This is a genomic window from Marinobacter sp. DS40M6, assembly GCF_028581595.1.
Lineage (GTDB): Bacteria > Pseudomonadota > Gammaproteobacteria > Pseudomonadales > Oleiphilaceae > Marinobacter > Marinobacter salarius.
Genome location: NZ_JAFCAE010000003.1, coordinates 154,258 through 178,516, shown reverse-complemented (window position 1 = coordinate 178,516; position 24,259 = coordinate 154,258). Strand labels below are relative to the sequence as shown.

Below are 24,259 nucleotides of genomic sequence, written 5' to 3'. Positions count from 1 at the left end.
CGTCTTGGGTGGCTTACAAATCGGCGGGGAATGTCCGTACATCAACGGATGCGTCAGGCCGAACGGGTTTGCCGATACCGTTGTACCTCGATCCAGCCATGGATCATCAGTGCGGAGAAGACAATGGCGCCGCCGATCAGGCTCAGGGTGGTGGGAACCTCGCCGAGGAACAGCCACACCAGGAAAGAGCCCAGTATGGTTTCCAGTAACAGCATCAGGCTGACTTCTGCGGCCGGAATGTAACGCGGGCCAATCTGGATGAGCACGCAGGCCGCCGGCAGGAAGAACAGGCAGAGCAGGGCGATGAATACGGCATCCCTGGGTGAGAGCATCACTGCGCCGCCCGCCAGGGCTGCGACGCCGGCAACGAGCAGCGCGCCGAACATCAGTACAAGGCTCATATCGCTGTCCGGCTTTGAGCGTGCCACGTTGAGATTCAGCGCCAGAGCGGTCGCCGCAACGCCCGCCATGATCAGCCCTAACGGGTCACCACGGCCCCATTCGCCCAGGGCCATCAGGGTGGCGCCCGCCACGCAGACGAGGATGACCACCCAGGTTCGCCACGGCAGGGCTTCTTTCCAGACCAGCCAGGCGATGAGTGCGGCAATGACCGGTGAGGTGTTGAGGATGACCAGTACGTTGCCAGCGGCGGTGTTCTTCATGCCCATCACAAAACCCAGCTGGCTCAACCCGAAGGCGACCGCGCAGAACACCCCTTTCCAGCCGCATCGACGGATCTCAGCCCCCAGGCGGGCGCGATAGCGGACGGAGCTGATCACCAGAAAGCTGAGCGCCAGCAGCAGCCCGCGCCAGAACAGAAACACCACCGGCTCCACGGAGGTGATTTTCACCAGCAGGGCGTCCGGCACGATGAACAGCACACCCAGTGCGGCAATGGTCAGGCCTTTGAGTCGCGTCGTCTGCAAGCCGCTACTCCGCTGCGTTGTCGTTGGCGGCGCAGGCTTTCTCAAGCCGGGTGATGCAGTCGCTGAAGGTACGGCTGATGCGTGTCTGATCTCGAATCATGGCCATTCTCGGCCAGGTAGCCTGTTCTCCAAGCCGGATGAACATTTCCAGGTCTTCCTTGTTGGGGTTGGACAATATCTTGCGATACAGCAGCGGTTTGAACGGGAACTGTATGTTGATGTCCCCCAAATAGGTCTGCGTGGCCATGGCATGAGCCTGCTCCAGTAAAGGCCGCAGTACCGTTGATGACCAGTTGTTGCGGGTGAGCTGAAGCGTTGTCGCTACCTGGGCGTGCATCAGCGATGCGGCAGCCTGTTTGGCAGAGGCGCCCGGGCCGCGCTGGTGGTGATGGCTGATAAAGGGCAACACGTGGGGATTCGCCTGGCTGACAATGGTGCGATTAACGTTGTGCAGCCGCGCCATGCGCATCAGCGGGAGGTCGCCATGAACGCTGCCGTCGATCCAGCGCTCCGTGGGCATATAGGGCTTGCCCCCGTTGTCACCCCTATCCTTGTCCCTGGCCTGGAGCGTTACCGGCGGATAGATGCCAGGCACAGCACAGGATGCCAGGATGGCGGAATCCACCAGCACCTCCGGTGAAGCCAGATTGTTCAGCAGGCGGGGTTTCTGGCGAGTGCGGGTCGGCGATACGGAGATATTCAGGGTGCGGCCACTTCGTTCAGCCGCTTCCTGAAAGCTGGTACGGCCGATGTTGGTGCGAATGTGGTGGAGCAGCTGGAACTGGTCCATGGCATGATGCTTTCGCCAGATGCGTTTGGGTTCGAGCCAGCGAAAGGCATCCAGGTGGATCTCCCCGGGTTCGTTGAAAAAGCGTTCGAGCTCGCGATTGTTGCGGGTACAGATGGCGCCGGCGACAATCGCCCCCATGCTGGAGCCGGCAATCACGTCGGGAAGCAGGCCTTCCTGCCAAAGTGCGCGGGTGACACCAATATGATAGATACCGAAGGCGGCGCCACCACTCAACATAAGCGCCGGGCGGCCATACACTCGCTCGGCATCCCGGAACAGGCGCAGCTTTTGCTGGTCGGATACGCCCGGCATGGGGTTGTCGCAGAGGAAGTTCATGGAACGTTCCACTTCATCAAGGAACTCACTGACCAGAACTTTGGTACCGCTCCAGGCGATGGCGTAGAGGTCAGGGTTGCCAATCTCACCCAGGTGGCGATAAAGGCTTTCCTGCAGTACCCGCGTCAGCGCTCGGGTATCGCCTTTGTCGCGGCAGCGTTTCATGGCCGTGATGTGGTCGCGAATCAGGGCTTCGTGGAGCAGTTCGCAGCCATCCTCTTCCCGCCACGCCAGTGTTCCCTCCAGTTCATCCAGGTTTGTGGCGGTGGCGAGCCAGTGCTTGTAGGAGGAGGCTTCGGTGAGTTGCTTTTCCAGTTCCCGGCGTTGTTTCTTTGTATCTCTCATGGGATAAAGGATACATCAGGAAAACGAAGTAGGGGGCATGATGACCGAGCAAACCGAGGTGTTGGTAAAGAAATACTCCGAAAACGGAATCACCACACTGACGCTGAACCAGCCGGAGCGCCGAAACAGCCTGTCCATGGCCATGCTGGAAGCGCTTTCCGCCGAACTGGAATCTGTTGCGGATGACGTGGACACGCGGGTGGTGGTCATCGCGGCTGCAGGGCAGGTGTTCTGCGCCGGGCACGACCTGCGGGAAATCCGCGACCAGCTCGACAGCCATGAGTTCCAGCTGAAACTGTTCAGCCAGTGCAGCAAGGTGATGCAGCAGATTGTGAACCTGCCAAAACCGGTGATTGCCCGTGTGGCTGGCGTGGCGACCGCTGCCGGTTGCCAGCTGGTGGCCAGTTGCGATCTGGCGGTGGCAGCGGATACCGCGCGTTTTGCCACGCCGGGCGTGAACATTGGCCTGTTTTGCTCCACGCCCATGGTGGCGTTGTCCCGCAACGTATCCCGCAAGCAGGCCATGGAAATGCTGTTGACCGGCGAGATGGTCGGTGCACTGAAGGCTGAGCAGATCGGTCTGGTGAACCGTGTGGTGGATGAGCAGGTTCTTGACGAAACCGTCTACCGCCTGGCCGCGACCATTGCCGGCAAATCCGGCCATACCCTGAAGATTGGCAAGGAGGCGTTCTATCAACAACTGGAGATGGGGCTGGCCGAGGCCTACGACTTTACGTCGGAAGTGATGGCAAAGAACCTGCAGGCTGCAGATGCCCACGAAGGCATCTGTGCGTTTCTGGACAAGCGCAAACCGGAATGGAAAGACGAGTAGGGCGGCTAACGGCAGTCTGATGCATTCAGGGAGAGCCGATCTCCCACGCCAATCCCCTGGCTTTCGAAATAGCCCAGGTTCATTTCCAGGGCCCGATAAAACGGGACGCCGGCCTCATAGGTTGGACAGTCCCGGCCCTGGTCCGATGGGCAGGGCACCATAGGGCGAATGGCACCGATGGTGCCGTCACGGTCCAGATAGGCAATATCCAGTGGAATCAGCGTTCGGTACATCCAGAAGCCGTGGTCGGCACGGCGCTGGTTGTTATAGACGAACAGCATGCCGGCGTTTGGGGCCAGTCTCTCCCTGTCCATCAGCCCGCGGCTGCGTTCGGCCGGCGTGCGTGCCACTTCAACGGTAATGGGCACCGCCTGCCCGGCGGAGATCAGGCATGCCTTCTCCACCGGCAGGTCGTCATTGTCCGGGAGTGCTGCCAGGCAACCGGAGAACAGCAGCGCCAGGCAAACCAGCAGGGCTCTCACGAACGCAGCCGGTAGCCGGTCTTGAAGATCCACCACACCGCGACCATGCACGCCGTCAGGAACAGCAGTGTCATACCCACACTGATGCCCACATGCACGTCAGACACGCCGTAGAACGCCCAGCGGAAGCCGCTGATCAGGTACACCACAGGGTTGAAGAGGCTGATGGTCTGCCAGATCTCCGGCAGCATTTCGATGGAGTAGAACGTGCCCCCGAGAAACACCAGTGGTGTCACGATCATCAGCGGAACAATCTGCAGTTTTTCAAACCCGTCCGCCCAGATGCCGATGATGAAACCGAACAGGCTGAAGGTGATGGAGGTAAGCACCAGGAAGGCGAACATCCAGAAGGGGTGCAGCACGTCGTAGTCCACAAACAGTTTGGCGGTAAGCAATATGATGACGCCAAGTATGACCGACTTGGTGGCGGCGGCACCGACGTAGCCGAGAACGACCTCCAGATAGGAGACCGGTGCCGACAGGAGCTCGTAAATCGTGCCGGAGAACTTCGGCATGTAGATACCAAACGAGGCATTGGAAATGCTTTGCATCAGCAGCGACAGCATTACCAGGCCCGGAATGATGTAGGCACCGTAGCTGATGTTGTCGATGTCGCCCATGCGGCTGCCAATGGCGGAGCCAAACACCACGAAGTACAGAGAGGTGGAGATTACCGGCGAGGCGACACTCTGCATCAGGGTGCGGCGCATGCGGGCCATTTCAAAGTTGTAGATTGCTCGGACACCGTAAAGGTTCATTGCGTTACTCCCGCATACCGGTTGGTTTTATTCATGCACCAGGCCAACAAAAATCTCTTCCAGGGAGCTTTCCCTGGTCTGAAGATCCCGGTATTCGATGCCCAGGTCGCCCAGGGTTCGCAGCAGGCGCGCTACGCCAGCCTGCTCCTGTTGTGAGTCGAAGGTGTAGATCAGCTCGTAGCCATCATCGGAAAGGTCCACCGGTTCCAGCGTGAGTTCACCGGGGATTTTCTCCAGCGGGTTCTGCAGGTGCAGGCGAAGCTCTTTCTTGCCCAGTTTGCTCATCAGCCGGGACTTGTCTTCAACCAGGATGATCTCACCTTGGCGGATAACGCCGATGCGGTCGGCCATCTCCTCGGCTTCTTCGATGTAGTGGGTGGTGAGGATGATGGTGACGCCATTTTCCCGCAGCTTGCGCACCATTTCCCACATGTCCCGGCGCAGCTCCACGTCTACACCGGCGGTGGGCTCATCAAGGAAGAGGATGCGGGGTTCGTGGGACAACGCCTTGGCGATCATCACGCGACGCTTCATGCCGCCAGACAGGGACATGATGCGATTATTGCGTTTGTCCCACAGCGACAGATCTTTCAGGACTTTCTCAATATGGTCCGGTGCAGGCGCCTTGCCGAACAGGCCCCGGCTGAAGGAGACAGCGTCCCAAACGGTCTCGAAGGCGTCGGTGTTGAGCTCCTGGGGAACCAGGCCGATGCTCTCCCGGGCTTTGCGATAATCCTTCACGATGTCGTAGCCGGCGGCGTTCACTTCGCCATCGGAGAGGTTCACAATGCCACAGATAATGCTGATCAGTGTGGTCTTGCCGGCGCCGTTCGGGCCGAGCAGGGCGAAGATCTCTCCCCGTTCGATGTCGAGGTTGATGTCGTTGAGGGCCCTGAAACCATCCGCATAGACTTTGTTGAGGTGCTTGACGGAGATGTCCGGTTGCACTGGCTTGTCCTGTTGGTGGTGAATCAAAGCGCGGTATTTTCTCATGACCGGTGATGATTTAGAAAGCTTTGCCTTGTTAGCGATTATCCCCATAATGCCCGCTTAACCGTGGAGGAGTGGATGTGTTGAAAGCGCTTGTTGCTGTGCTTGCCATTGCTGGCGTCGTTGCGCTGGGCATTTTTGGCCCGCGTTGGTTGATGTCTGAAGATGTCGCCGAGGCCGATCAGGGCGCGGTTGAGTGCGATCTCCTCAATACTACGTGCCACTGGGCACAAAAGGGCAAGAGCTGGCATGCGCGGTTGCAAAAAAGCGGTGTTCAGGCCCAGGGCACGGAATACCATTTAACGGTAAAGACCAACGGGAATCAGCCCCGGATGCTGGCTGTGCTGCGGGGCGAGTCCATGTACCTGGGGGAGTATCCGGTTCCCATGACCAAGGCGGGGATGTCGCCCGATGGTGAGGGCCAGCTCTGGGAAGCGCGGTTTACCGCACCTTTCTGCACCACCGACCCTAGCATGACCTGGCGGATCGACCTTCAGGCCGGGATGGATCACGCCTTCGTGATGCCCGTAAAACTGACGTTTGTTGCCAGGGGCCGCGTCTGACGATGGGATGACAGTGTGTCAGGATTGTGTAAAATCAGCAGACCACCACACATCGCCCAGGGAAGAGTATATGGATTACGGTGATAGCGTACAGAAAGTTCTGCTAAGAAAGATCCAGAAAGCGGAACAGGATCTGCTTCAGCTCAAACTGGATTATTGCCGTTTCATCTTTGGGCTCAGCCATCGCACCAGGGTCATCAGCAATGGCATAAGCTACGTAGTACGTTCCGTGGATGTGGAGTCGATGGAGCGTCTGGACGACGGGTGCTTTTCCCGGCCAGAGGTGGCTGGCAGCCCGGCCGATAACCCGGATACCACAGACACCGTGAACCTCGGCGTTGACTGGACGCTGGAAGAGTCTGCTACCCGCCCCAAAGCCCGCGGTTAAGCGGGTCCTCCTGTAAACGTCAGATAAAGGCGTTCGACGTAACCGTTGAGTAGAGGCTGTGTTCCTGCGGAACATAGCGATGCCCGTTCCAGTGCTCTGCACCGCTTACACCACCTCTGAAAAAGGCCAACAAGGTCGAACTGCCGGTCATCGTTGATAGCGCCTGGACGGCTTCGGGTTGCCGTATGCCGATTTTTCGGCTGGCCAGCTTGCTGACCAGATCAAGTAGCGCATCTGAATGCCGTTGCGGTTTTTCACACAGGGCGCAGGCAGCGCCATACAACCAGACGACGGCGTATTCCCGAACCGCATGGGGCGCGGTTTCCAGAACCAGCCCATGTTCCCGGCAATCCCGTTCCTGGAGACTCAGCAGGATATGCATCTGGGTGATCAATCCACAGGTGTCTGAGGGAGCTGAGCGGGTTGGTTGCGGAGCGGCAACGGAGCGTTTCTGTTGAGCCTCTGGTAGTGGAGGCTGGGCCGAATGTTGGTGTCCAGCCACCATTGTCACCACGGACGCCGGCACGAACGGATCGTTCCGGACCAGCGTAAGCATTCGAAAGACCAGTAAAAGCAGCAGCGCGATCAGCCCGACTTCGAACAGCATAATAAAGCTGCTAATCATAGGTGTTCCCTCTTGCTCAAACCCTGTTCAAATCCTGGATGAGCGGTGTTCTGGTGGAGATTGTTACATCCGTTATCTGAAGTGTAACCAAATGTATTCTGAGCACGAAGGGAAGCCGGGCCAAAAGCGGCAGGAATCCATGGAACTGTGACGCGGTAGGCAGCTAGCAGGTAGGCATGGTCTGCAAGGCGAGTTTCCTGCGGATAAAGCGGCCTAATATATCGACACCAATGTTCAGGGATGCAGTGATCAGGATCAGCACCATCGCGCGATCAAACTGGATGTTCTGGATGGCGCTGTCGACGTAGAAACCCAGGGTGTAGATGCCCAGTATGCCGAGGATCGCAGTCTCCCGCATGATGATTTCCCAGCGGTAGAACAGGAACGCCAGGAATGAACGATAGACCCTGGGCACCAGTTCGTAGGTATACCGATTAAGACCAGTCGGCGCATCCGGGCGTAACCGGATGGTGCTGGATTGCCGGCCAATCAGATGGCCGATGATGCCCCCGTTATGCAATGCCAGCGCAACAACGGCGGGCAGCATGGACGGGCCCCATAGCTGCAAAAGGATATACGCCAGGATGTACTCCGGCGTGGAACGCATGATCACCAGGAAGACATGCCCCGAGGTACGGCGAACAGGCCCGCCGAAGTGAGTCGATATCAACGGGAAGGCCAGTAGTGCAATGATCCCGGTTGCAACCAGGGCCACCTGGGTGAGGATTACCGTGTTCCAGATGCCCGGCATGGCCTGATTGACAAACATGTCCCCCAGCCACGCGCCCATGCCGGCCCAGCCTTCTTCTCCGCGCAGTGGTGACGGCACGATGTCCTGGGTGAAAAACCGGCCGACGTTACTCCAGACAATCGGGAGACCTTCGCCAAGAAAAAACGGTGCGCCAACGATATAAACGGGCAACAGCTTCGGCTTTACCCAGAGCGGCATGGTGGCTATCAGCACGTAGAAAAGGATCAGCATGGCGCCGGCGTCGGAATAGTGGCCTTGAGAAAAGGCCGATTCCAGGTAGAAGCCGAGGGTTGGCAAGCCAACAAAGCCAAGGATGGCACTGGAGCGCAAGCCGCATTCCAGCCGGTACGCGGTGTAGGTTCGCAGCTGCACCCAGCAATCCGGTATTTTGGTGTACAGGAAGGCCGAAACAACGCCCGTACGGGGCGGTAACAGGCGACCGGGTTCCGGGTCGGCTTCTTCCAGGATCTCCGAATAGACCTTGGCGAAGATACCGGCGTAGGGGATAGCGATGGCTAGAACGCCTGTCAGCGGATGGAAGCCGAAAAATTGCAGGAAAATAAGCGCCCAGAACAGCTCATGTATCGCCCGCACAAACGCGCACAGAATCCGAACCGGCATCCAGCGATAAACAAGCGCCAGAAGAAAGCCGCTGATACTGCCGAGAGCGACGCCAACGAAGGCAAAGGCAACCGTCCGAAGCAGGGCGGTTGCCAGCCCTTCGGTACTGAAAAAATCCGGTGTTATCACGCCCAGGAAGAACCGGCCAAGATCTTTCCAGGGATTGGCTGCCGTGATAGCGATATCGGCAAACACCAGGCCTACCAGGGCGATGGCGATAAAGATCAGGCTGGTTTTGACGGTTGGCGAAGACAGCATAGGAGTGGAATCTGGGCCGGTTGAGTCAGTAGAGTGGCGCAATGTCGGCCGGTGTGAGCTTTTCGCTCGACTCGTCCAGCGCGATCTGCCCGTCCTGGATACCCACGATACGGGTGCAGTATTCCAGTGCGAGCTCGACATCATGGAGTGCGATAACGCTGGTCTTGAAGCGCTCTCTCAATAACGTCATAACCTGGTGGGCAAGCGGCCCATCCAGGGCAGAGACAGGCTCGTCCGCCAACAAAAGTCCTGACTGCCGGTAAAGGGCACGGGCGATGGCCACGCGCTGGCGCTGTCCGCCGGACAGCGATGCGGTGGGCATCCAGGCTTTCTCGGTCATCCCCAATTCCGACAATAGGCTTTTGACGTCACGGCTGTCCCGGGTGAAAGGCCGAACCAGGGTAACCATGTTGTACCAGTTGCCGTGGGCATCGAGGCGGCCCATGTACACGTTGTGGAATACCGGTAACGCGTTGACCAGTCCCAGGTCCTGGGGTACCAATGCTGCCAGGCGCTCCACCTGCTCATAGACAAGCCGGATCAGAGTGGATTTTCCGGCGCCGCTGCGGCCCACCAGGCCAACGCGCTCTCCTTCCCTGACACTGAGGGAGAGCGGGCCAATCACCCGCTCTCCACCAAAAGACGCCGTCAGGCCGGATAGATCGAATCCCGACATTAATCGATGATTCCGATCTGCTTTCCAACTACCCGGATCGGCTCGTAAGCGTCATTGGAGACTGGGATGAAACCACTACGGGGAAAGCTTTCAAGCAATTCAGGGTCGTCCATCGCAAGCAGGGCTTCCTGAAGCCGTTTCTGGAAACCTTCACCGAACTGTTCGTTGACGTCGCCGCGAACACTCCACTGATAGTTCGGGTACGACGGCGTTGTCCAGATGACCTTCACCGCGTCGGTATCAATGTTGCCGTTTTCCATTTCCTTGTCCCACACTGAGAAGTTGATCGCGCCAACATCGTAGGTGCCCGCCTCTACGAGACGAAGGGTGCGGGTGTGATTGCCACTGAAGCCTACACGGCTGAAGACGTTGTCGGGGCTGTCCTCAAAGGATTCGCGAATATAGTACTCCGGAATCAGGCGACCGGAGGTTGACCCCTTGGAACCGAAGGTAAAGGTCTTCCCCTGGAGTTCGTCGGACAGGGTTTCCATCTCGTCAAGTCCGGTACTTTTGTGGGCAATGAAATGAGTGTAGAACGCTTTGTCTTCCACGCCCTGGGCAATCGCTTCAGAGCCGGGAACCAATTCGCGGGCCTGCACGCCGGAAAGCCCGCCGAACCAGGCTAGCTGGACCTGGTTGTTGCGGAAGGCTGAAACCGCGGCGGCGTAGGATTTGACAGGGATATAGCGAACATCTACGTCCAACTCTCCTGCCAGGTAGTCGGCGATACCCGTGAAGCGTTCCACCAGTTTGGTTTCGTCTTCATCGGGAATGGCGGTGAAGACGAGTGTCTGGGCTGAAACGGTTGCTGAAGAGAGCAAGGTCAGTAAGCTGGCGACAGCGAATTTCCGTATCAATTTCAAAGCCATTTGAATTTCCTTGTGTCTGGAGCTGAATTTAGCGGGGTCACATGTCCGGACCGGAAGCCCGAAGCTATCCAGAATACCGTGATTTACTGCAACTCTGAACAGCTATACGATTCTATGAGCCAATCAGGTTAGGGGTATCCGGCAAAAAATGAAAATCTTGATGGAAACCGACACTCATGAAAATCATCCTGAATACCCCGGCGCTACCGGGCTCCAGGGCTGGTAATCGGGCCACGGCGGACCGATGGTGCCGGTTGCTTGAGCAGGCCGGACACCGGGTTTTCGTTGTGACCGAATACAACAACGAGCCCTGCGACCTGTACGTTGCCCTGCACGCCTGGAGGAGCCATGAGGCCGTTCTTCGCTTCCGTGACCGTAACCCGGAAACGCCGATAATCGTTGTGCTTACGGGTACGGACATATACGACCACCAGTACCGCTACCCGGAGCAAACCCTCCATTCCATGGCCCTCGCGGATTGCCTTGTGGGGCTCCACCATCGTGTTGGCCGGGATATTCCCGAGCGTTTCGTGCCAAAGCTGGTGACGGTGCTGCAGTCCGCCGATCGGCCCGGGGGTAATGCAGGCGTCGATACCAGGTATTTCGATGTCTGTGTTATCGGACACCTGCGCGAGGAGAAGGACCCTCTGAGGGCCGCAATCGCGGCGAGGACATTGCCGCCAGGTTCGACCATCCGGGTGCTGAATGCAGGCAAGGCTCACAGCCATGACTGGGCTCGGCGAGCCATAGCCGAACAGGAGGCCAATCCGAGTTTTCAGTGGCTCGGCGAAATTGACAGACCGTCCACCCATCAGCTTATGAACCGTTGCCGTGCCATGGTTATCAGCTCGGTGATGGAAGGAGGCGCTAATGTCGTATCCGAAGCCTGTCGTGCAGGGCTGCCGGTTATCGCGTCGGACATCTCCGGCAATATTGGCCTACTGGGTGAAGATTACCCGGGGTACTTCCGTGTAGGCGACGAGGCTGATCTTGCGAAGGTGTTACTGTGGGCGGAACAATCCCCCGAATATCTCGGGGAACTGACCGATCGCGTCACCGAACTCGCCTCTTGCTTTGTTCCTGAAGCTGAGCAAGCGGCCCTGCTCACTGCGATTGAGAAGGCCAGGGCCAAAGGCGACCGTCTCAATCCCTGAGTGTGATGGGCTCGATGGGGCCGCTCTCATCCTGCGGCAACACCCGCCCTATAATGGCAGTGTGGGGATAGCCCATTGCTTTCAGCTCACTGATACAGGCATCCGCCTGGTCAGCGGGCACGCTGGCCAGCAGTCCGCCGGCGGTCTGCGGGTCGAAGATCAATGGGTAGCGAGGATGGTTGACCCACTTTTCCTGGTCTCGAATACCACGCCGGAGACGAATGTTGGCCGGCTGCAAGGAGCTGAGGATACCTGCTGCTGCAGTTTCCTCAGCGCCAGGCAAAATCGGTATTGCCGTGAGATCGAGCTCCGCATCAACGCCAGAGGGGCGAGTCATCTCAACCAGATGGCCAAGCAAACCAAAACCCGTTACGTCGGTGCAGGCTCGTGAACCATATCGGCGCAGGCACTGGGCCGCGTCTTTGTTGGACTGCATCATTGAGGCCAGGGCAGAATCAATCCAGCGGCCTTTCGCGGCAAGTTTGGCGTGGGCAGCGAAGAGCGTCCCGGTACCGATAGGCTTGGTCAGCAGCAGAACGTCTCCGGCCCGCAGGCCGCCCTTGCTCATGACGTCATCCGGATCAATCAACCCGTTGACGGCAAAGCCCAGTGCCAGCTCACGGCCTTCACCCGTATGGCCGCCTACCAACGCGCAGCCAGCTTCATTCAGCACTTCCACGGCGCCGGACATCATCTGGTAAACCACGTCTTCCACCTTGGACTCTATGCCGTAGGGCACGGTCGCTACGGCGGTGGCACTCTGAGCTTCGGCGCCCATGGCAAACACGTCGCCCAGGGCGTGATTGGCGGCAACCCGGCCGAACACATAGGGGTCGTCAATAAAGGCGCGAAAGAAATCGACGGTGTGAACCACCGCCTTTCCGGGTGGGACGGTCAGTACGGCGGCGTCGTCTGGGGCGTGTAGACCAATCAGGATGTCATCCCGCTCTATTGGTCGCAGCTCGCCGAGGGCCCGTGACAGCACGGTACTGCCCACCTTGGCACCGCAGCCACCGCAACGCATGGCCACCGCGGAGATGGCCTGGGACGCTTCCTCGGGGTTTTGTGCGGCGCCGGTGTCGGGCAGGGCGGCGTTTTCTTCCATGGCGGGAAGATCATTGAATTTCGCCATGAAGCGTCTATCAATGCTGTTTTTCCAGCGCCAGACCCAAGAACCGGCCAACGACAGGTCACCCCGGGAGGCCACTGCGAATTTGTCGCCGGTACTGATCAGCGCCAGCCATTTTTTCTGCGGCCGGAATGGCTTCGCCGGCTTTCCGAGGGCATGGCGGCGGAGGTTGTCCGCCAGTGGCCGGCCCTGACGAACGGCAAATACGCCGGCTTTTTCCCGGGGGTGATTTACAACGTTGGCAATGTCACCCGCCGCGAAGATATCGTTGTCGGTTTCTGTCTGCAGGGTGTCCGTCACCCGGATAAAGCCACCGTCGTCCAGGGCCAGGCCGGTATCCCGCAGCCACTCGGGGCCGCCGGCACGGGTGACCCAGAGCACTTCGTCAACCGACAGGGTGTCGCCGGACTCCGTGGTCAAACGATTGGCCTCGACCTCTGAGACTGCGGATCCCAGGTGGACCTTCACCCCACGGCTTGCGAGTGTGTCAGCGAATACCGCACGCACCCTGGCGTTGTGGGTAGGCAGGATCTGCTGGTCTGCATCAAACAGATGAAAGTGCAACTGGTCCGGGTCGTGGCCACGCTTTTCGAGCTCATTTCGTAGCCGGAACTGCATGGCCAGTGTGAGTTCAACGCCACCTGCACCTGCGCCGACCACAGCAACGGTCATCGGGCCGTCATGGTTTTCCAGCCGCGACAATAATGACAGCCAGCGATTGTTGAATCCGTTGATAGGCTTGACGGGCACTGCATGTTCAGTTGCGCCGCTGACGTCCCCGACCTTGGGAGCGGACCCGATATTCACCGACAGAATGTCGTAAGGCACGTCCGGTCGGGAGCGGCAGACCACACGTTTTCGATGGCGGTCGATGCCAACAACTTCATCGCGGTAGAAGCGCGCGCCCGCGAACTCGGCGAGTTTGCTGAGGTCTATATGGACGTCGTCGTAGGAATAATGCCCAGCCACGTACCCGGGAAGCATTCCGGAGTAGGGTGTATGGGTATCCCTGCAGATGAGGGTAAGGCGGACACCAGGCACTGGGTTCATGGCAAAGCGCTTGAGAACGCCTACGTGGCTGTGTCCGCCGCCAATCAGGACAATGTCCCGTAAAACAGGCTGTTCGGATTGTTGCATTAAATAACTTTCTTGGCTTCGTCGCTGAAGGTGTTAAAGCCTTTCACGCTTGAAAATGCCTGAAGCTTTTCTTTGTCCGCGTCAGACGGATTGGCGATCTGATCAACCGAGGTGATACCGGCTTCCTTCATTTTGCGGGCGGTGGCCGGCCCAATACCTTTAACCTGGGTCAGGTCGCTCTTGTCCTTCGGCTTTGGAGCGCGTGTTGCTGCAGCCGGCTTTGCCGCTGGCTTCCGCGCGGCCGTGGCGGCTTTCTTGGGAGCGGCTTTAGTGGCTGCGGCCGGACTTTTGGCGGCGGTGCTCGCCTTGGGTTTGGCGGCTTTCTTTGCAGTTGCCGCTTTTGGTGTGGCGGGCTTCTTGGCGGCCGGTTTTTTGGCCGCTGTCTTACTGGCGGTGGATTTTTTCGGAGCTGACTTGCCTTTGGCAGCAGGGCCGGCCTTCTTGGCGGCCTGGCCTGCGACCTTCTTCGCCTCTTCGCTGGCTTCCTTGCTGGCAATACCAAGGCGGTCCAGGATATTGTTCTGCAAATCGTGGAATTCACCCAAGCGACGTTCAAATTCTTCGTTGAAACGTTTCATTTCACGATCACGAAGCTCATCCACTTCCTTCAACAGTTTGCGGACGGGTTCCTGAATCTGGTTCTGCAGGCTGTCGAACTGCTTGAGGGCGTCGTTGATCAACTTTTCGATCTGTGATGACGTTTTATCGAACTCTTTGTTCACTTTCTTGACGACTTTATCAACGCTTTGCTTGTTGGCTTTCTTCGCCATGAGGACTTTCTCCTTGAAGTGCAAGTTGATGTGGGGCGTTGGTGAGTTCAGGCCAGTTGCCGAATGCTGGAGGCGGGCCCTGAGGAACGTCTGGATTTTAGCGTCTGCTTCTTGAGCACCACCTCACGAATGCGCTTGAGTTTTTCGCTCAGGGCAGACGAGGAGTTGTCATTGAGTTCTACGAAATCAACGGAATAGAAGAAATTGCTACAGTGTTTCCTGCGTTCCGTTACCAGGCCGGTAATTCCATCCGCCCTGATGTCGTCAAACGGCATTTCCATCACGAGATCCAGAATAACCGTATCACCGGGGTTAAATATCTTGTCCGTCTTCATCACACATCCGAAGTGATCCAGCTCGAACAGCGCGGCCTGTACACGCTCCCGGCGAAAGAGGCCACGCTTGATGTGAAAATGTGCGACAAGATCCGGTAGTGCTTCGTTCATCTAAAAGTGATCTCTTTTGCACCCCGAGGGGGTCCGGACGACACCCCGAGGGCGTGTTCCTGAAAGTATATGGTTAAACAATAGCCACACTCTGTTGGTTTGGCAACGTGTTCAGTGTCATACGATAGAGCTCTCAGGCGGTTCATCAACTGTTTTTATCATTTTGGCCCGTTTGTAGCGTGTTGAGCTCGTAAATATCCGTGCGCCGGTCTTTCAGGTTGGTCACCGAGCCTTCATTGCGCACCAGCTTCAGCTTTTCCAGATCCATGTCTGAAAACATGATCATTTCCGTATTCGGTGTGGTTTCCGCCATCACCGCATCGTGGGGGAACGCAAAGTCCGACGGCGAGAATACGGAAGACTGGGCGTACTGCACGTCCAGGTTCTCAACCTTGGGAAGGTTACCCACACTACCGGTGATCACGACATAGCATTCGTTTTCAATCGCCCGTGCCTGCGCACAGTGCCGCACCCGAAGGTATCCGTTCTTGGTGTCCGTCCAGAAGGGCACCATAATAATATCCACCTCTTCGATGGCCGCCAGGCGCCCCAGTTCCGGGAACTCGATGTCGTAACAGATCATGATGGCCACGCGGCCGGCGTCGGTGTCGAACACCTGGAACTTCTCACCGCCTTCGATGACCCAGTCACGGCGTTCGTGGGGCGTGATATGGATCTTGCGCTGCTCGTCGACGCGGCCGTCGCGGTGGCACAGATACGACACGTTGTAGACCCGATCATTTTCGAGCAGGGGCATCGAGCCGGTAATGATGTTGATGTTGTAACTGACCGCCATTTCCGACATCTGATTGCGGAATTGCTCGGTAAAGCCTGCCAGAAAGCGAATGGCCCGTGTCTGGTCCACCTGGTCCGTCAGGCCCATCAGCGGTGCGTTGAAAAATTCTGGAAACAGGGCGAAATCGCTCTTGTAATCCGAGAGCGCATCCACGAAGTACTCCACCTGTTCCAGAACTTCCTCCACAGAGGTAAATTCACGCATCTGCCACTGAACGGCACCCAGGCGTACTTGAGTCTTCTTGACGTTAAGCACCGGCGACGGCGGTGTATAGAGGATGTTCCGCCATTCCAGCAGAGTGGCGTAGCCCAGGGATTTCTCGTCTTCCGGCAGGTACTTGTGCATCAGCCGGGTAACCTGGAAGTCGTTGGACAGCTGAAAGCTGAGGATCGGGTCGTAGATGTCCTTGCGATCCACACGCTGGATGTATTCTTCCGGAGAGTGCTGGTCTGAATACTTGTGATATCCGGGGATGCGGCCACCCGCCAGGATGGCGCGCAGGTTCATGGATCGGCAGAGTTCTTTGCGAGCTTCATAAAGCCGCCGGCCAAGGCGGTAGCCGCGATAATCCGGGTGGATAAACACATCGAGGCCGTAAAGCGAGTCGCCTTTGGCGTTGTGCCAGATCTTTTCATTGCGCAGGATCAGGTCGTCGTAGGTGTGCGGATTGCTGAATCGCTCATACTTGACGCACACCGTGAGGGCTACGGCCACCAGGTCACCGGACTCTTCGATACAGATCTGACCATCCGGAAACTGTTGCACCAGAGCTTCGATCGTGTCCTCTGGCCAGGCACCGCCAATATCGTCGTAGACCCTGTCCATCAGTCGCTGGAGCTGTGGGTAATCATCACTGGTCAGGTTACGAAGGTTGAGGTGCAGTTCTTCGTGGGCCATATACGGCAGCTCCCGTTGGGTGTGGAAATGACGGCAAGAATTGTCGATTGCTTCAGTATTTTATCAGAGAGCGCTAAAGACTTCTTATCACCTAAAGCTAAAGACTTCTTATCACATAAAGTTAAAGACTTTGCAGCACACGCCGAAAACCAGTTTATGAATGATAGACAGCCGATAGGCTGTTTGACTGACCCCCCGAATAGACTGTCTCGAAAAGGACCCGGAAAATGAACCTGAGTTTCGGCCAGAAGTTGCTCGTCGCCTTTGGTATTTTGCTTTTACTTGTTATGGGGGCGTTTACGCTCAGCGGCAACCTCCGGTTACAGGACACTACGGATACCTATGTTGATGCACTGATTGAAGACACCGTGGCCCAGAGTACGTCCAGCATTGCGGATTGGCTCAACACCCGTCTTGCCATGACCGAAGCAACGGCAAAAGCGTTGGAGTCGGTGGAAACCGATGCCGAGGCGAGGGTTATCCTGGCCGCTGCGACAACCGGTGGCGGGTTCATTGACGTCTATGTTGGCCGCGATGATGGCTATATGCTGATGAAGGACGATGCCTCAGAAGCCACGCTGCCTGCGGATTTCGACCCACGCACGCGGCCCTGGTTCAAACAGGCGAAACAAAAGGGCTCAGCGTCGTTCACCGAACCCTACGTGGACGCGGGCACTGGAGGCACCATCATTTCCACGCTGGCACCGGTCAAACGTGGGGCCTACCAGGGTGTTGTCGGTGGAGATATTGCCCTGAAGACCATAGAACAGACGCTCTCCACGATTACGCTGGCCAACACTGGCTATGCGGCCCTGATCAGCGACGACGGCACCGTGTTGTTTCACCCGGACCAGAAACTGGTTGGCAAGAAGATCAGCAGTCTTTTGGGAGAATCCCCTCGGCTCAGCGGTGAAATTCACGAATATGACACCGGAGATGCCAGTTGGACTGCCGGTTTCCATCGCATCAAAGGTGCCCGTGGTGTTGAGTGGTATCTCGGCACTTTTATCAACGAAGACAAAATCAATGCGCCGGTCCACGCCGCTCGCGTAACCGGGCTGATCATCGCAGTAATTGGCTTGTTGGTGTCCCTGGTGATCCTGCGTTTTGGTATCCGCGTGCTGATGGCTCCCGTTCGCAAGCTTAATGCCGCCATGGCATCAATCGCCAGTGGCGAGGCGGACCTCACCAAGCGCCTGGACGATAGCGCCAACGACGAGTTCGGCAAGCTCGCGGCGGAGTTCAACAGCTTTGTTGAGAATATCCAGAATGTGGTCCGGGACGTCCAGCAAGGCACCGCCGAGCTTGGCGAAAACGTGTCCTCCCTGCGGGATACCGCCAGCACCAGCCGAGACAGCGTTGAAAAACAGCAGGCCGAGATTGATATGGTGGCCACGGCCATCAATGAGATGTCTGCCGCTGCCGGGGAAATTGCACAGAATGCCCAACAGACCGCGGATGCCTCCAACACCGCCGATGCAGACAGCCGTGCTTCCCTTGAAACCGTTGCAGCTTCCCGGGATGCAGTACAGAAATTGTCAAAAGAGATTAACGCCGCTGCGGAAGTCATCGATAAACTCGGCAAGGACGTTACCGACATTACCTCGGTTCTCGAGGTAATTCAGGGGATTGCTGAACAGACCAACCTGCTGGCACTGAACGCGGCGATCGAGGCCGCAAGGGCAGGGGACGCGGGCCGTGGCTTTGCGGTTGTTGCTGACGAAGTGCGCAATCTGGCTCGCCGCACCCAGGACAGCACGGAGGAGATCAACAACATGATTGAGCGCCTGCAAAGCGGTGCAAACCAGGCGGTTGACGTCATGAAGGCATCAACAGCGGTCTCGAATGTGAGCATGGAGAAAGCTCAGGATGCCATGGAGTCCCTCAACCGTATTGCTGATGCGATAACGTCGATCAGCCAGATGACCTCCCAGATCGCAACGGCTTCTGAAGAGCAAACCTCGGTGACAGAGGAGCTGAACTCCTCCATCACCCGGATTGCCGACCAGGGCCAGGAAGCCGCCAAGGCTGCCAGCGAGAACGACGTCTACAGCGGTCAGATTGAATCGGTCGGCCACACGCTTAGTAAGAACGTGTCACGATTCAGGGTTTGAGTAAGACGTTTTCTGGGGCGCGGATAGTATCTGGATTCGCCGTCGGAGTTCGAGGAGGGTTCTGGTGCCGATGGCCCGGGACTCGTCCGTTAGATAGGGATTTTCCAGAACAAGGACGTTCCGGCTGTGCAGGTTTAGCTCGTCGATGGACTGGCCGTAGTATTGGTTGAGGTACGCGCCAAAGCTGCCATCGAAAATGGCCCTTTCCATGCCCAATTGAAGCCGATGTGCCGTTTCGTGGTCGTGCCGGTTGACGAAGAAGTAAGAGGGCATCGGATAGGCCAGCAGCAGGTCTGGCTCGATGGCGAAGTCTTTGTTGTTTTCAAGCTCCAGATCGAAAAGAACCTCGTTGACTCCCCGGGCGAAGCATTCAAAACGATGATTCTCCAGCATGCGGAAAAGAATTTCGTACCGCGAGTGAGTCACCACGCTGACTCCGCTGGCCTGCAGAATCGACGAATCCGGCCAGTGTGCGCCCTGGCCGATGCGGATACCGACTTCCTCAAGATTGCCAAGGCTTCGGATGCCTTTGAACCTGGGCAATGATTCTTTAAGCACCACGCACACCCGAAGCCCCAAAAGTCCGCCATCGATAGGTATGGGGATGGCCTGCAGGCTTTCTTCCCTCTGTTTTGATGTCGCGACATTCGCGAGATCGACCAATTTTGATTGCTGGCGCTCAAGTTCGCGGACAACCCGGCCTTGGGCCATCTCCGGGGTGCGACTGATTCGATACGAACCGTATTCCGGTGTCTTGTCGAAGGCGAGGGCAACCAGGGCACGTATGGGTGGGCTGTCGTAATTGCGGTACCACAGGCGATATTCCCTTGCCTGTGTTTCTCCAGACAGATATTCCGAAGACACACCGGTTCCCGGGCAAGCCAGAAACAATGCCAGGGCCGTCAGCCAGCCACGCGCACGCCTCACTTTCATTGAAGACTTACTCCCGCGTCCATTCGAGTTTCTTGTTATCGCCCGTTTTGATATCCAAGCAGTTTAGGTGAATTTTTCTTTCCGGAAAGGGATAACCGTAAAAAATCCCGAAAACAGTTGCGATACCTTTTAAACGGCTGCAATCATGGGCGTTAAATCACCAACAGGTAAGAAAACATGGCGTTCATCGACAATCTGATAGGTGCAACCGGCCATTGGGTGTCTGAATCGAATCCTGGGGCGCGAATCACGCAACCGCTGGCCTGGCTCCGTAAAACCAGTGGTTATGCGGCCGTCAACCGAATTATTGGCCTATCGATCCCGTTCGCACCACGAAATCGATTCAGTGTTGAGGAGATTCGCCCAGGGTTCGTTAAGGCAAGAATACGCCTGAAAGGCAATAAGAACCACTTTGGCAGCCTCTACGCCGGTGCCTATTTCCTGGTGGCGGAGATCCCCGGTGGTGTGTTGACGCTGTTTGATCTCGGCCCGGCTTACACGCCGATTCTCAAGGAAATGACGCTTCAGTTCCTGCAGCCGGCGAATTCCGATGTGTTTGTGGAGTTTTCACTGGACGCCGCCACGGTTGAAGCCATCAAGGCCGAGGCCGATGCTACGGGCAGGGCCGCGTTTGAGTTGGAAGGCGCACTGTACGACAGTGACGGCCATCATGTGGCCACTTCGATGGCCCACTATCGTGTTCGCAAGAAAGGCTTCCAGGCGCAGTGAACTGAGGTTGATTCAAGCGCCGTCCAACTCCCGTAGGGCGGCGAGGAAAGTTTCCCCGTATTTTTCGAGCTTTGCCGCACCCACGCCGTTTATCTCAGCCATTTCGGCAAGGCTGTTCGGTTTCTTGTCCAGGATTTCAAACAGCGTGGCATCGTGGAAAATCACGTAGGGCGGCACGCCCTTCTCATCCGCCAGCGATTTTCGGCAGGCCCGCAGCGCTTCCCAGCCGGGTTTGTCAGTGATCTGGTCTGCAATACTGCGGCGGCCGGACCCTGATGACCCACGGCCACTGGAGGGCTTCACCACGGGATCCTTGCGTAATTGGATAGCTACCTCGCCCTTAAGTAGTGGGCGGCATTGCTCCGTAAGCTGCAACGCTCCGTAGCCTTCCGGGTCAGCCCTGAGGTAACCGTTGGCCACCAGTTGACGGAACACGGACTTCCAGTCATTAGCCGATAACTCGGTACCAATGCCGTAGGTGGAAACCGTTTGATGGCCGGACTGCAGGATACGTTCGTTCTCAGAGCCGCGTAACACATCAATTAAATATGTGACCCCGAAACGTTGCCCGGTCCTGAACACGCAGGAGAGCGCCTTCTGAACGGCAACCTTGCCGTCCCAGGTTTCCGGTGGGGTCAGGCAGGTATCACAGTTCCCGCAGGGCTGTTCAAGGGTGTCGCCGAAATACCGCAGCAACACCTGTCGCCGACAGCTTGTCACTTCGCACAGGCCTAGCATGGCATCCAGTTTCTGGCGCTCAACCCGTTTGAAGTGGTCATTGCCCATGGAGCCTTCGAGCATCTGTCGCAGTTTGATCACGTCCTGCAGGCCGTAAACCATCCAGGCGGTCGAAGGCTTTCCATCACGACCGGCTCGGCCGGTTTCCTGATAGTAGGCTTCCAGGCTTTTTGGAAGGTCCAGGTGGGCGACAAATCGAACATCGGGTTTATCGATGCCCATGCCAAAAGCAATGGTGGCCACGATGATGACGCCGTCCTCGCGTAGGAAGCGCTCCTGATTCCGCGCGCGATCACCGGCATTGAGGCCCGCATGGTAGGGCAGAGCGGTGTAGCCTTTGTCACTGAGCAGCTTCGCGGTGCTGTCGACTTTGTTGCGGGACAGGCAATAAACGATGCCGCAGTCGCCATCATGTTCAGCTTTAATAAAATCCAGTAGTTGTTTGTTTGCATTGGTTTTCGGAGCAATTCTGTACTGAATATTCGGGCGATCAAAACCACTGATAAAGTGTCGGGCTTCGGTCAGGGACAGCCGTTCAGCGATCTCCTTGCGGGTGCGCTCGTCCGCGGTGGCGGTGAGGGCTATGCGGGGTACGCCCGGGAATTCATGGGCCAGCCGGCTTAGCTCCAGGTAGTCGGAGCGGAAATCGTGCCCCCACTGGGACACACAGTGGGCTTCGTCGATGGCAAACAGGGAAATAGAAGCATCATGTAACAGGTCCAGTGTGCGAGGCTGGATCAGCCGTTCCGGCGCGCAGTAGAGCAGATCCAGTTCGCCGGTCATAAGCGCGTTTTCAGTGTCCCGGGCCTGTTCGAAATCCATGGTGGAGTTCAGGAACGCGGCCTTGACGCCCAGTTCTTTCAGCGCTGCCACCTGGTCCTGCATCAGTGCAATCAGAGGTGATATGACGACAGCTGTTCCGGCGCGAACCAGGGCTGGCACCTGATAGCAGAGGGATTTACCACCACCGGTGGGCATCAGTACCAACGCATCGCCACCGTTAACCAGCTCGCGGATAATGTCGCCCTGCAAGGGCCGGAAGGTCTCGTAACCGAAAACACGATGAAGGACTTCTTCCGGGTCCTGGTCGGTAACACGGGGGCGCTCTGTGCTGAGTTGTGCAAAATCCATGACTTGGCCAGCGGTGTTGGTTGAGGGTAAAGGGTGCCGTTCTGGCAGGCAGGCCATGATACCAGAAAGCGGTCACGGAATCGGCGGAGACAAACAAACCTTATAAACGCTACAATGCGCCTTTTTTCTGCACCCAACAAACAGGAACTCCATGCAGGAATTTGACGCCATCCGACCTTACTCGGACGAGGAAACCGGAACCGCCATCAACAATCTGGTACGGGATCCGGAATTTCTGGATATGATTGGCCGCTTCAAATCGCCCACACTGGCCAAATGGGCGCCGGGAATGCTCCGGGTATGGGTCAAGCGCTGGCTGGCCAGGAACTTTGGCGGACTTACCCGTATCGACGACCTCCAGGCGCGATTGTCTGGCTACGTTGGTGAACTGGTTGATCACACAACGACCCGGGTTACCCACAGCGGGCTGGAAAATCTGGACAAGCAGAGCGCTCACCTGTTCATCTCCAACCACCGCGACATCGTGTTCGACCCGATGGTGGTCAATTACCTGCTGTTCGCGAACGGCTTCAATACCACACGTATTGCCATTGGCGACAACCTGCTGGCGAACCGCGTATTTGCTGAAATGATGCGGCTGAACAAGAGCTTTGTGGTGCGTCGCAGTATGACCAGCCCACGTGAAATGCGGGACGCCTACATCATGCTTTCGGCGTTTATCAATCATAGTATCGACAACAACGAGAGCATCTGGATTGCGCAGCGTGAAGGGCGCGCCAAAGACGGGCTGGATTTCACCGATCCCGCCATTATTAAAATGTTCTACATGAGCCAGAAGAAAAGTGGGTTGGATTTCGGCGAAGCCATGAACCGGCTGCACATCGTGCCGGTGTCCATTGCCTACGAGTATGATCCCTGCGATATGGACAAGGCCCGAGAGCTCGAAACCCGCTCCCGCACGGGCAAGTACATTAAGGCCGAAGGCGAGGATACTAACCAGATAATGCGCGGGCTCACGGGGTTCAAGGGCCACGTGCACGTGCATTTTGGGGCACCCATCGCGGATGCCGAAAACACGCCTAAGGAACTGGCTGCCCGGATCGATCGGGAGATGCATGCCAATTATCACTTGCACACGTCCAACCTGGTGGCCTACCAGCAAAGAGGCATTCATCCTGATTCACACGCCAGCAGAGACTCTGTAAGCGATGCGGTGGTGACGGCAGAGGCCTGGTCAGCGGCGGAAATAGAAGCCGCCGAGGCGGAGATGGAGCGTCGACTCGATGCCTGCGACCCGGCGATTCGGCCCTACCTGCTGGATATGTACGCCAACCCGGTGGTCACGGCGCTTGAAGCTCACAATGGCAACGGCTCGACGGATACACCAACGGAACACCCCTGATACCCGAGGTATTTTGTGCAAGAACTTCAATATATCGAATTGGAAACCAACCCCAATCCTACTGCCGCCGTTATCTGGCTGCATGGCCTTGGAGCCAGTGGCCATGATTTCGAGCCAGTAGTGCCGGAGTTGGGGTTGCCCGACAATGCAGCTGTTCGGTTCATTTTTCCTCACGCCCCCAACATGCCGGTCACCATTAACGGCGGAATGACGATGCCAGCCTGGTACGACATCAAGGCAATGGATATTGATCGAGTGGTGGACACCGATCAGTTGATGGCCTCGTCAGACGCGGTTGCAAAACTGGTGGACCGGGAAATTGAGCGTGGCGTGAAGAGCGAGAACATTGTGATTGCCGGATTTTCCCAGGGGGGCGCCGTGGCCTACGAGCTTGGGTTGAGCTATCCGAAGCGCCTGGCGGGCATTATTGCCCTGTCAACATACTTTGCCACTGCGAAGACTGTGAAGTGCTCAGAGGCGAATCGTGATATCCCGATTCGGATCTATCATGGCACCTTTGACCCCATGGTACCGGAGGCCCTGGGCCGGCAAAGCGTGGAAAAGCTGCAGGACATGGGGTTTGAACCCACGTATGAGACCTATCCGATGGAACACAGCGTGTGCATGGAAGAGATCGTGGATATCGGCAAGTTCCTTCGCGATAACGTACTGTAAAGCTCGCCTGACGTTCGATTGGCGAAGCCTAAGCAGG

Annotated in this window: 23 protein-coding genes; 8 read left to right on the top strand and 15 right to left on the bottom strand. The window is 57.3% G+C overall.

Annotation, left to right across the window (positions count from 1 at the left end):
• Positions 1–53: 53 nt before the first annotated feature.
• Together JJO78_RS08490 and JJO78_RS08485 are read right to left on the bottom strand one after the other, a co-directional pair.
• Positions 54–926: a DMT family transporter gene (locus JJO78_RS08490; RefSeq protein WP_085680615.1), complete on the bottom strand. Its 873-nt coding sequence runs from the start codon at positions 924–926 to the stop codon at positions 54–56.
• A gap of 4 nt (positions 927–930) precedes the next feature.
• Positions 931–2,397: a patatin-like phospholipase family protein gene (locus JJO78_RS08485; RefSeq protein ID WP_136633355.1), complete on the bottom strand. Its 1,467-nt coding sequence runs from the start codon at positions 2,395–2,397 to the stop codon at positions 931–933.
• 40 nt (positions 2,398–2,437) lie between these two features.
• Here JJO78_RS08485 and JJO78_RS08480 point away from each other — a divergent pair, with 40 nt between their 5' ends.
• Positions 2,438–3,229 (top strand): enoyl-CoA hydratase, encoded by a 792-nt coding sequence (locus JJO78_RS08480; RefSeq protein WP_273623333.1) that lies wholly within the window; start codon positions 2,438–2,440, stop codon positions 3,227–3,229.
• 5 nt (positions 3,230–3,234) lie between these two features.
• Here JJO78_RS08480 and JJO78_RS08475 read toward each other — a convergent pair whose 3' ends face one another.
• The 3 genes from JJO78_RS08475 to JJO78_RS08465 are packed head-to-tail and all read right to left on the bottom strand — an operon-like array spanning position 3,235 to position 5,417.
• Positions 3,235–3,711, bottom strand: a complete 477-nt coding sequence (locus tag JJO78_RS08475; RefSeq protein WP_036207337.1) for a DUF192 domain-containing protein — start codon at positions 3,709–3,711, stop codon at positions 3,235–3,237.
• Entirely contained in the window at positions 3,708–4,469 is a 762-nt protein-coding gene (locus tag JJO78_RS08470; RefSeq protein WP_036207335.1) for an ABC transporter permease, read from the bottom strand. The genes JJO78_RS08475 and JJO78_RS08470 overlap by 4 nt, the downstream gene beginning before the upstream one ends.
• A gap of 27 nt (positions 4,470–4,496) precedes the next feature.
• The gene (locus JJO78_RS08465) at positions 4,497–5,417 is read right to left on the bottom strand and encodes an ABC transporter ATP-binding protein (RefSeq protein WP_041333389.1); all 921 of its coding nucleotides are present in this window, start codon (positions 5,415–5,417) and stop codon (positions 4,497–4,499) included.
• Positions 5,418–5,539: 122 nt separating this feature from the next.
• Between JJO78_RS08465 and JJO78_RS08460 the strand changes: the two genes are divergently transcribed.
• Positions 5,540–6,022, top strand: a complete 483-nt coding sequence (locus tag JJO78_RS08460) for a hypothetical protein (protein WP_143743788.1) — start codon at positions 5,540–5,542, stop codon at positions 6,020–6,022.
• A 70-nt stretch (positions 6,023–6,092) separates the two neighbouring features.
• Positions 6,093–6,410 (top strand): hypothetical protein, encoded by a 318-nt coding sequence (locus JJO78_RS08455; RefSeq protein ID WP_126812657.1) that lies wholly within the window; start codon positions 6,093–6,095, stop codon positions 6,408–6,410.
• 19 nt (positions 6,411–6,429) lie between these two features.
• On the opposite strand, the gene JJO78_RS08450 is transcribed toward JJO78_RS08455, so the two are convergent.
• The 4 genes from JJO78_RS08450 to JJO78_RS08435 form a co-directional block, all read right to left on the bottom strand.
• A complete protein-coding gene (locus JJO78_RS08450) occupies positions 6,430–7,035 on the bottom strand; it encodes a hypothetical protein (protein ID WP_273623327.1) in 606 nt (201 codons plus the stop codon).
• 163 nt (positions 7,036–7,198) lie between these two features.
• Positions 7,199–8,665: a PhnE/PtxC family ABC transporter permease gene (locus JJO78_RS08445; protein ID WP_075194873.1), complete on the bottom strand. Its 1,467-nt coding sequence runs from the start codon at positions 8,663–8,665 to the stop codon at positions 7,199–7,201.
• A gap of 25 nt (positions 8,666–8,690) precedes the next feature.
• Complete coding sequence (locus JJO78_RS08440) at positions 8,691–9,341, bottom strand: phosphonate ABC transporter ATP-binding protein (protein ID WP_036207303.1); 651 nt, start codon at positions 9,339–9,341, stop codon at positions 8,691–8,693.
• The gene (locus tag JJO78_RS08435; RefSeq protein ID WP_052479427.1) at positions 9,341–10,210 is read right to left on the bottom strand and encodes a putative selenate ABC transporter substrate-binding protein; all 870 of its coding nucleotides are present in this window, start codon (positions 10,208–10,210) and stop codon (positions 9,341–9,343) included. Before JJO78_RS08435 ends, JJO78_RS08440 begins: the two co-directional genes overlap by 1 nt.
• Before the next feature lie 176 nt (positions 10,211–10,386).
• On the opposite strand from JJO78_RS08435, the gene senB reads away from it, so the two are divergent.
• Entirely contained in the window at positions 10,387–11,364 is a 978-nt protein-coding gene (senB, locus tag JJO78_RS08430; protein ID WP_273623324.1) for a selenoneine biosynthesis selenosugar synthase SenB, read from the top strand.
• Here the strand turns inward: senB and selD are convergent.
• The 4 genes from selD to JJO78_RS08410 all read right to left on the bottom strand — a co-directional run bounded on the left by selD (position 11,354) and on the right by JJO78_RS08410 (position 16,539).
• Entirely contained in the window at positions 11,354–13,630 is a 2,277-nt protein-coding gene (gene selD, locus JJO78_RS08425) for a selenide, water dikinase SelD (RefSeq protein ID WP_091644278.1), read from the bottom strand. The genes senB and selD overlap by 11 nt on opposite strands.
• Positions 13,630–14,400: a helix-hairpin-helix domain-containing protein gene (locus JJO78_RS08420; protein WP_085680631.1), complete on the bottom strand. Its 771-nt coding sequence runs from the start codon at positions 14,398–14,400 to the stop codon at positions 13,630–13,632. The genes selD and JJO78_RS08420 overlap by 1 nt, the downstream gene beginning before the upstream one ends.
• A 47-nt stretch (positions 14,401–14,447) precedes the next feature.
• On the bottom strand, positions 14,448–14,846 hold the full coding sequence (locus tag JJO78_RS08415; RefSeq protein WP_007152149.1) for a hypothetical protein: 399 nt from the start codon (positions 14,844–14,846) through the stop codon (positions 14,448–14,450).
• 145 nt (positions 14,847–14,991) lie between these two features.
• The gene (locus JJO78_RS08410; protein WP_036207289.1) at positions 14,992–16,539 is read right to left on the bottom strand and encodes a bifunctional GNAT family N-acetyltransferase/carbon-nitrogen hydrolase family protein; all 1,548 of its coding nucleotides are present in this window, start codon (positions 16,537–16,539) and stop codon (positions 14,992–14,994) included.
• A gap of 227 nt (positions 16,540–16,766) precedes the next feature.
• On the opposite strand from JJO78_RS08410, the gene JJO78_RS08405 reads away from it, so the two are divergent.
• Positions 16,767–18,653, top strand: coding sequence for a methyl-accepting chemotaxis protein (locus JJO78_RS08405; protein WP_075194868.1), 1,887 nt, complete (start codon positions 16,767–16,769; stop codon positions 18,651–18,653).
• Here the strand turns inward: JJO78_RS08405 and JJO78_RS08400 are convergent.
• Positions 18,636–19,586, bottom strand: a complete 951-nt coding sequence (locus JJO78_RS08400; RefSeq protein ID WP_273623323.1) for a hypothetical protein — start codon at positions 19,584–19,586, stop codon at positions 18,636–18,638. The two genes, JJO78_RS08405 and JJO78_RS08400, sit on opposite strands and share 18 nt — an antisense overlap.
• A gap of 177 nt (positions 19,587–19,763) precedes the next feature.
• Here JJO78_RS08400 and JJO78_RS08395 point away from each other — a divergent pair, with 177 nt between their 5' ends.
• The gene (locus tag JJO78_RS08395) at positions 19,764–20,315 is read left to right on the top strand and encodes a PaaI family thioesterase (RefSeq protein WP_273623322.1); all 552 of its coding nucleotides are present in this window, start codon (positions 19,764–19,766) and stop codon (positions 20,313–20,315) included.
• A 12-nt stretch (positions 20,316–20,327) separates the two neighbouring features.
• Here JJO78_RS08395 and recQ read toward each other — a convergent pair whose 3' ends face one another.
• Positions 20,328–22,184: a DNA helicase RecQ gene (gene recQ, locus JJO78_RS08390; protein WP_273623321.1), complete on the bottom strand. Its 1,857-nt coding sequence runs from the start codon at positions 22,182–22,184 to the stop codon at positions 20,328–20,330.
• Positions 22,185–22,335: 151 nt separating this feature from the next.
• On the opposite strand from recQ, the gene JJO78_RS08385 reads away from it, so the two are divergent.
• Positions 22,336–23,547, top strand: a complete 1,212-nt coding sequence (locus JJO78_RS08385) for a 1-acyl-sn-glycerol-3-phosphate acyltransferase (RefSeq protein ID WP_228209672.1) — start codon at positions 22,336–22,338, stop codon at positions 23,545–23,547.
• A gap of 15 nt (positions 23,548–23,562) precedes the next feature.
• Entirely contained in the window at positions 23,563–24,222 is a 660-nt protein-coding gene (locus JJO78_RS08380) for an alpha/beta hydrolase (RefSeq protein ID WP_041333396.1), read from the top strand.
• Positions 24,223–24,259: the final 37 nt, after the last annotated feature.

Bases quoted from the DNA above. Each gene is read 5' to 3' on its own strand.
- JJO78_RS08470 (WP_036207335.1), bottom strand. From the start codon at position 4,469: ATGAACCTTTACGGTGTCCGAGCAATCTACAACTTTGAAATGGCCCGC.
- senB (WP_273623324.1), top strand. From the start codon at position 10,387: ATGAAAATCATCCTGAATACCCCGGCGCTACCGGGCTCCAGGGCTGGT.
- JJO78_RS08480 (WP_273623333.1), top strand. From the start codon at position 2,438: ATGACCGAGCAAACCGAGGTGTTGGTAAAGAAATACTCCGAAAACGGA.
- JJO78_RS08450 (WP_273623327.1), bottom strand. From the start codon at position 7,035: ATGATTAGCAGCTTTATTATGCTGTTCGAAGTCGGGCTGATCGCGCTG.
- JJO78_RS08420 (WP_085680631.1), bottom strand. From the start codon at position 14,400: ATGGCGAAGAAAGCCAACAAGCAAAGCGTTGATAAAGTCGTCAAGAAA.
- JJO78_RS08455 (WP_126812657.1), top strand. From the start codon at position 6,093: ATGGATTACGGTGATAGCGTACAGAAAGTTCTGCTAAGAAAGATCCAG.
- recQ (WP_273623321.1), bottom strand. From the start codon at position 22,184: ATGGATTTTGCACAACTCAGCACAGAGCGCCCCCGTGTTACCGACCAG.
- JJO78_RS08405 (WP_075194868.1), top strand. From the start codon at position 16,767: ATGAACCTGAGTTTCGGCCAGAAGTTGCTCGTCGCCTTTGGTATTTTG.
- JJO78_RS08410 (WP_036207289.1), bottom strand. From the start codon at position 16,539: ATGGCCCACGAAGAACTGCACCTCAACCTTCGTAACCTGACCAGTGAT.
- JJO78_RS08435 (WP_052479427.1), bottom strand. From the start codon at position 10,210: ATGGCTTTGAAATTGATACGGAAATTCGCTGTCGCCAGCTTACTGACC.
- JJO78_RS08445 (WP_075194873.1), bottom strand. From the start codon at position 8,665: ATGCTGTCTTCGCCAACCGTCAAAACCAGCCTGATCTTTATCGCCATC.
- JJO78_RS08485 (WP_136633355.1), bottom strand. From the start codon at position 2,397: ATGAGAGATACAAAGAAACAACGCCGGGAACTGGAAAAGCAACTCACC.
- JJO78_RS08415 (WP_007152149.1), bottom strand. From the start codon at position 14,846: ATGAACGAAGCACTACCGGATCTTGTCGCACATTTTCACATCAAGCGT.
- selD (WP_091644278.1), bottom strand. From the start codon at position 13,630: ATGCAACAATCCGAACAGCCTGTTTTACGGGACATTGTCCTGATTGGC.
- JJO78_RS08385 (WP_228209672.1), top strand. From the start codon at position 22,336: ATGCAGGAATTTGACGCCATCCGACCTTACTCGGACGAGGAAACCGGA.
- JJO78_RS08440 (WP_036207303.1), bottom strand. From the start codon at position 9,341: ATGTCGGGATTCGATCTATCCGGCCTGACGGCGTCTTTTGGTGGAGAG.
- JJO78_RS08395 (WP_273623322.1), top strand. From the start codon at position 19,764: ATGGCGTTCATCGACAATCTGATAGGTGCAACCGGCCATTGGGTGTCT.
- JJO78_RS08400 (WP_273623323.1), bottom strand. From the start codon at position 19,586: ATGAAAGTGAGGCGTGCGCGTGGCTGGCTGACGGCCCTGGCATTGTTT.